Source organism: Streptomyces sp. HSW2009 (genome assembly GCF_040240285.1).
Lineage (GTDB): Bacteria > Actinomycetota > Actinomycetes > Streptomycetales > Streptomycetaceae > Streptomyces.
In genome coordinates, this window is record NZ_JBEHZD010000489.1 from 1 (window position 1) to 6,068 (window position 6,068).

Here is a 6,068-nt window from a genome sequence, read left to right on the forward strand (position 1 = left end):
GGGGGGGGGGGGCGGGGTTACACCCTTCGCCCGGTGGGGGGGGCCCCCGGGGGGGGGGGGGGGGGCGCCTCGGGGGGGGGGGGGGGGGGGGGGGGGGGCCGGCCCCCCCCCCCCCCCGACTCCCTCAACGAGGCCGGCTTCGTCGAGACCACCCTCGATGCCATTGGCGGGCGCGGGGTCCACGTCTTCCACGCCGAGGGCGCCGGCGGCGGGCACGCCCCCGACATCCTGAAGGTGGCCGCCGAGGCGAACGTCCTGCCCGCCTCCACCAACCCGACGCTGCCGTACACCAGGAACACCGTGGCCGAGCACATCGACATGCTGGCCTCCGCCCACCACCTCGATCTCAGCAACAAGAACGACCAGGCGTTCGCCGACTCCCGCATCCGCTCCACGACCATGTTCGCGGAGGACGTGCTGCACGACATGGGCGCGATGTCCATCACCTCCTCCGACGCCCAGGCCATGGGGCGCATCGGCGAGGTCGTGACCCGCACCTGGCAGGTCGCCCACGTCATGAAGGAGTGGAGCCACAAGACCTTCAGGGACGCGCACTTCTTCTACCGTCCCGAGCGGGGAGCCGGCGACAACGCGCGTGCGCTGCGCTACGTGGCCAAGTACACGATCAACCCCGCCATCGCCCACGGCATCGACGAGTACGTCGGTTCGGTGCAGGTGGGGAAGCTCGCCGACCTGGTGCTGTGGGACCCGCGGTTCTTCGCCGTACGACCCGAAGTGGTCATCAAGGGCGGCGCCATGGTGATCGGCAACCTGGGCGACCCCAACGGCTCGGTGTCGACGCCGCAACCGACTCTCCTGCGCCCGGCGATGGCCGGTGCGCTCGCCTCCCGGCTGTCCTACTCGTTCGTCTCGGACAAGGTCCTCAACCCGCCGTCCGGCACCGACCCCTACGGCACGGTGCGGGGCCAGGGCGTGTTCAAGGACTCCTTGCGGGCCACCCTCGGCCTGCGGCGTGAGTTGAAGGGGGCCAAGCCCGTCAAGGACGTCAAGAAGGCAGACATGGTCTTCAACGGCGGGCGGTTCGGCATCGACATCGACCCGAGCACGTTCAAGATCGCGGTAGAGATCCCGGGGCTCGCCACGACGCAGGGCCACGGCCTCGTCAAGCACCGGAGCCGTGCCGGCTTCTGGTACCTCGACCAGCCGAATCCGCCGAGGAGCCTGCCGCTCACCCAGCGGTACCTGATGTTCTGAGGCATCTGATGAGCACCTCCTCGCTCCTGCTCGCCCTCCTGGGCGACGCCCGGCTCCCGTCCGGGGGACACACGCAGTCCGCAGGTCTGGAGCCGGCCCTGCGGGCCGGCACGACGGCCGCCCAGGTTCCCGCCTACCTGCGTGCCCGCCTCCGTACGGGCACCCGTGTCGAGGCGGGGACCGCCGTCGTCGCCCGTGCCGTCGCAGCCGGCGGCGGCGATCTCGCCGAGGTCGAGGCCGCCTGGGCCGCCCGGACCCCCAGCCGGGCGCTCAGGGCCAACGGGCGGCGCCTGGGGCGCGGATACCTGCGCGTCTTGCAGACGCTCTGGCCCGGGCCGCTCGACGCCCGCGCCCGCACCTGGTCGCGCCCGGTCGTGCTGGGTCTGATCGCCCACCGCGCCGCGATGGCCCCCACCGACGTGGCGCGCCTGGTCGGGTACGACGACGTCCAGACCGCGACGGCGGCCCTGCTCAAGCTGGAGCCGCAGGACCCGCTGCTCGTCGCCGCGTGGGTGAAGGACCTGCTGCCCGACATCGAGGAGATGGCCGCTCAGGTCGCCCAACTGCGCACCCCCGAACAGATCCCGGCCCACGGCGCCCCCCTCATCGAGCGCTGGGCCGAGACCCACGACACCACGACAGAAAGACTCTTCAGTGCCTGAGAACACCACCGCCCCCACCCGCGCCATGCGTCTGGGCGTAGCCGGTCCCGTCGGCACCGGCAAGAGCTCGCTGATCGCGACGCTGTGCAGGGCCCTCTCCGGCGAACTGCGCCTGGGCGTCATCACGAACGACATCTACACCGACGAGGACGCACGCTTCCTCAAGAGCGCCGGGGTGCTGGACCCCGAACGAATCCGCCCGGTGGAGACGGGCGCGTGCCCGCACACCGCGATCCGCGACGACGTGACCGCCAACCTGCTGGCGGCCGAGGACATGGAGGCCGACTTCGGTCCGCTGGACCTGGTCATCATCGAGTCCGGCGGCGACAACCTCACCGCGACCTTCTCCCCGGCCCTGGTGGACGCCCAACTGTTCGTCCTGGACGTGGCCGGCGGCGGTGACGTCGTACGCAAGGGCGGCCCCGGCATCGCCCGCGCCGACCTGCTCGTGATCAACAAGACCGACCTCGGCCCGTACGTGGGCGTGGACGTCGAGCGGATGGCCCGTGAGGGCCGCGAGGCTCGCCAGGGCTCCCCGGTGGTCGCGCTGTCCCGGCACGACGAGGCGTCCGTCCGGATGCTGACCGGCTGGGTACGCGACACCCTCGCCCACTACCGAACCGGCGAGCACACCCCCGTCGACCCCGGCCCCATGGCCCCGCACTTCCACGCCGACCAGGACGGCGAGGGCGATCACCCGCACACCCACGCCGACGGCACCCACCACACACACCGCCACGCGCCGGCAAGCGCAGGACAGAGCGCGTGACCCAGCCGACCCGCCTGTGCGTCGCCCCGACGCAGAGCCGTAGCCGCGTCCTCCACACGACCGGGCACCTGACGGTGCGGGTCATGGACCAGGACGCAGCCGGCGCCAGGGTGGGGCTGCTCGCCACCCAGGCCCTGCTGCTGGCCGGTGACGACGTCCGCATCGAGGTGGACGTCGCCCCGGGCGCCTGGCTCGACGTCGTGGAGACGACCGGCACCGTCGCCTACGGAGGCGAGGCACCGTCCACCTGGACGGTCGACGCCACCGTGGGCGACGGAGCCGTCCTGACCTGGGCGGGCAAGCCGTTCGTGGTGTCGGACGAGAGCGTCACCCACCGCCACACCCGGATCAGGCTGCACGGCACCGGCAAGGCGCTGACGCAGGAGAAGGCCGTGCTGGGGCGCGCCGGGCAGGTGGGCGGGGACCTGAGCACGTCCGTGGAGGCCAGCGACGACACCGGGCCGGTTCAGGTGGGACACCTGAACCTGGGACGGCAGGCCCGTCAGATGCCGGGCATCTTCGGGAACCTGCGTTCCATGGACACGGTCACCGCCCTGGGATGGACACCCGGGCCAGTGGGCGAGCCGGCGGCCGGCACCACCGGGCCCGGGGAGACCTACTTCCCCCTGGACCGGGCCGGGGCCACGCTGCGGTGGATGGGAATCGGCCGGTTCCGCGACCGGTTGTGCGACGTCACCTTCGCGGCCTGGCAGGAGGAGGTCATGAGTGACTACCGCGCGCGTGCGGGGGCGGTCGCGCATGCCGAGCGGTCCGCGCCGACCAGACGCCCGAGGGCGCATCTCTGACCTGCACGGCGGCGTGCGGAGCCGGCGACAAAGTCGTGGGTGGGCGTCGTAGCTGGATGACGGGACGGCGGGGCGGTAGCCAGGAGGGGGCGGGCCCCGCCGTCCCGGGTTCGGTCAGCCGTGGGCGGCCGATGGTTGCGGTCTGCGCCGGCGGCTGCGGACCGAGTCGAGTATCTCGCCCACCCGGACGGCCGTGTGGGAGAGCAGGGTCGAGGTGATCCCGTGGGTGTGCTCGGTCGCCCCCTGGAGGTAGATGCCGGCCGTGACGTGGTCGGCGACACAGACTCGGTGGTCACGGGTGACGCGCAGCGCGCCCTGCTCGTCGCGTTGGCACAGCGCGTCGGCCGCGCCGAGTAGCGGCCCCGGGTCCGGCGGCCGGTAGCCCGTGGCGTACACCAGCAGATCGGCTTCGAGTACCTGGAGTTCGCCGGTGGGCAGGAACTCCACGGTGGCCCGCAGACCGTCGGCGTCGGACTCCACCGAGCGCAGCCGCGAGACGTTGAGCATGCGCAGCCGCTCCTTCCCCTGCACCCGTTCCTGGTACTGGGTGCGGTAGAGCGATTCGATCAACTCCAGGTCCACCGCCGAGTAGTTGGTGCTGCGGTGGTAGCCGAGCAGGGAGTCCTTCACCTGCCGCGGTGCCTGGTAGTACGCGTCCACCGCCTCCGGGTCGAAGATGCGGTTGGCGAACGGACTGTCGTCGGCCGGCGTGTAGCCGTACTTGGCGAAGACGGCACACACCTCCGCTTCCGGGAAGGAGCGGTGTAGGTAGCCCACCGTCTCCGCGGCGGACTGGCCGGCACCGATGACGATCACCCGGTGCAGTTGCTGCCCGGCGAGTTCGGCCACCCGGGGCACCAAGTCGCGGTTGTGCAGGACTCGTTCCGAGGTGGGTGCCTCGGCGGGAACGTGGTGTTGCATGCCGGTCGCCACGCAGATGTCCCGGGTCCGCCGGACTTGGACGGTGTTCCCCTCGCGGCTGGTGACGTCGAAGTAGCGGATCTCCCCGTCGACCGTGACCGGAGTCACGGCGGTCACCTCGGCCGAGTAGTCCACCGCGTGGGCCATTCGGCCGGCTGCCCACTCGAAGTAGTCGTGGAACTCGATGCGGAGTGGGAAGAGCGTCTTCTGGTTGAGGAAGTCGACCAGTCGTCCCTGCTCCTTGAGGTAGTTGAGGAAGCTGTAGTCGCTGGTGGGGTCCCGCATGGTGACCAGGTCCTTCGGGAAGGACACCTGCATCGTCGCATCGTCGATGAGCATCCCCCGGTGCCAGCCGAACGTGTCCTGTTTTTCCAGGAAACGGGCATGGATGCGGTCCTGGTCCCTGGCGTGAGTGTTGTACTCCTCGATCGCTATGGCAAGCGCCAGGTTGGACGGCCCAAAGCCGATTCCTAGCAGGTCATAGATGGTTTCCGTGTCGCGGCTGACATGGTTCAACGCAGCATCGCCTCCCTAGCCGGGGCAATCCTAGGTAAGGTTAGCCTTGCCTTGCAACGGCGGTGTGGCTGATTCCGTCCACGCCGCTTCGGTCGTCGTTTGACGAAGTGTCACCCCATCCCGAGGGAGCTGCTGTATGCGGATCGCCATGTTCGGCTACCAGACCTGGGGGCATCGCACCCTGCGTGCGCTGCTGGATTCAGGCCATGAGGTGTGCCTGGTGGTGACCCACCCCAAGAGCGACCACGTGTACGAGAAGGTGTGGGACGACTCGGTGGCCGACCTCGCGGCAGAGCACGACGTCCCGGTCGTTCTGGCCAACCGGCCCACGGCCGAACTCACCGAGCAGCTCGCCGCATTGGCTCCCGACCTGATCGTCGCCAACAACTGGCGCACCTGGATACCGCCGGAGATCTTCGACCTGCCCCGGCACGGCACGCTCAACGTGCACGACTCGCTGCTGCCCGGCTACGCCGGCTTCTCGCCGATCATCTGGGCACTCATCAACGGCGAGCCCGAGGTGGGCGTCACCGCGCACCGGATGGACGCCACCTTGGACGCCGGGGACATCCTCCTCCAGCGCTCGGTGCCCGTCGGCCCCACCGACACCGCCACCGACCTCTTCCACGCCACCGTGGACCTGATCGCCCCGATCGTCACCGAGGCCCTGGAACTCATCGACTCGGGTCAGGCGGAGTGGACACCACAGGACCCGACCAAGGCCAGCTTCTTCCACAAGCGTTCGCTCGAAGACAGCCGGATCGACTGGAGTTGGCCGGCGGAGGACCTGGAGCGACTGGTCCGCGCGCAGTCCCACCCGTACCCGCACGCCTACGCCTACCACCGCGGCCAGCGCCTCGAAGTGGTGGCGGCCGGGCTCTCCCGGGGGTGCTACGGGGGGACGCCGGGGCGGATCTTCATCAAGGAGGGCGACGGCGTGGTGATCGTCGCCGGCGCCGAGGCCCGGCACGGACGCAGCCGCGGGCTGCTGCTCACCCGGGTCAGGACCGAGGACGGCGTCGAGTGGGCGGCCACCGACTACTTCCGCACCATGGGGGGCTATTTGCGCAGCCACCCGGAAACGGCAGGGTGAGTCAGCGCCGTGGCACAGTCAACCGCCGGCCCGCCGGGGCCGGCTGCACACCGGTCCGCCGCCGCCCCCGCGCCGGCGCCCCGCCC

The 6,068-nt window shown here is 70.8% G+C and carries 6 protein-coding genes; 5 read left to right on the forward strand and 1 reads right to left on the reverse strand.

The features are described 5' to 3' along the window. The 4 genes from AAHZ94_RS27015 to AAHZ94_RS27030 form a co-directional block, all read left to right on the forward strand. The coding region (locus AAHZ94_RS27015; RefSeq protein WP_349995998.1) for an urease subunit alpha at positions 1 to 1,215 on the forward strand (1,215 nt) is incomplete at its 5' end. A gap of 8 nt (positions 1,216 to 1,223) precedes the next feature. Next, on the forward strand, positions 1,224 to 1,877 hold the full coding sequence (locus AAHZ94_RS27020; RefSeq protein ID WP_349995999.1) for an urease accessory protein UreF: 654 nt from the start codon (positions 1,224 to 1,226) through the stop codon (positions 1,875 to 1,877). Positions 1,878 to 1,902: 25 nt separating this feature from the next. Further along, the gene (ureG, locus tag AAHZ94_RS27025; protein WP_502964795.1) at positions 1,903 to 2,646 is read left to right on the forward strand and encodes an urease accessory protein UreG; all 744 of its coding nucleotides are present in this window, start codon (positions 1,903 to 1,905) and stop codon (positions 2,644 to 2,646) included. Further along, positions 2,643 to 3,452 (forward strand): urease accessory protein UreD, encoded by an 810-nt coding sequence (locus tag AAHZ94_RS27030; RefSeq protein ID WP_349996001.1) that lies wholly within the window; start codon positions 2,643 to 2,645, stop codon positions 3,450 to 3,452. The genes ureG and AAHZ94_RS27030 overlap by 4 nt, the downstream gene beginning before the upstream one ends. A 114-nt stretch (positions 3,453 to 3,566) precedes the next feature. On the opposite strand, the gene AAHZ94_RS27035 is transcribed toward AAHZ94_RS27030, so the two are convergent. Beyond that, on the reverse strand, positions 3,567 to 4,889 hold the full coding sequence (locus AAHZ94_RS27035) for a lysine N(6)-hydroxylase/L-ornithine N(5)-oxygenase family protein (protein ID WP_349996003.1): 1,323 nt from the start codon (positions 4,887 to 4,889) through the stop codon (positions 3,567 to 3,569). 136 nt (positions 4,890 to 5,025) lie between these two features. Between AAHZ94_RS27035 and AAHZ94_RS27040 the strand changes: the two genes are divergently transcribed. Next, positions 5,026 to 5,982 (forward strand): methionyl-tRNA formyltransferase, encoded by a 957-nt coding sequence (locus AAHZ94_RS27040; RefSeq protein WP_349996005.1) that lies wholly within the window; start codon positions 5,026 to 5,028, stop codon positions 5,980 to 5,982. Positions 5,983 to 6,068: the final 86 nt, after the last annotated feature.

Coding starts and splice junctions, on each gene's coding strand:
- AAHZ94_RS27020 (WP_349995999.1), top strand. CDS start 1,224: ATGAGCACCTCCTCGCTCCTGCTCGCCCTCCTGGGCGACGCCCGGCTC.
- ureG (WP_502964795.1), top strand. CDS start 1,903: ATGCGTCTGGGCGTAGCCGGTCCCGTCGGCACCGGCAAGAGCTCGCTG.
- AAHZ94_RS27040 (WP_349996005.1), top strand. CDS start 5,026: ATGCGGATCGCCATGTTCGGCTACCAGACCTGGGGGCATCGCACCCTG.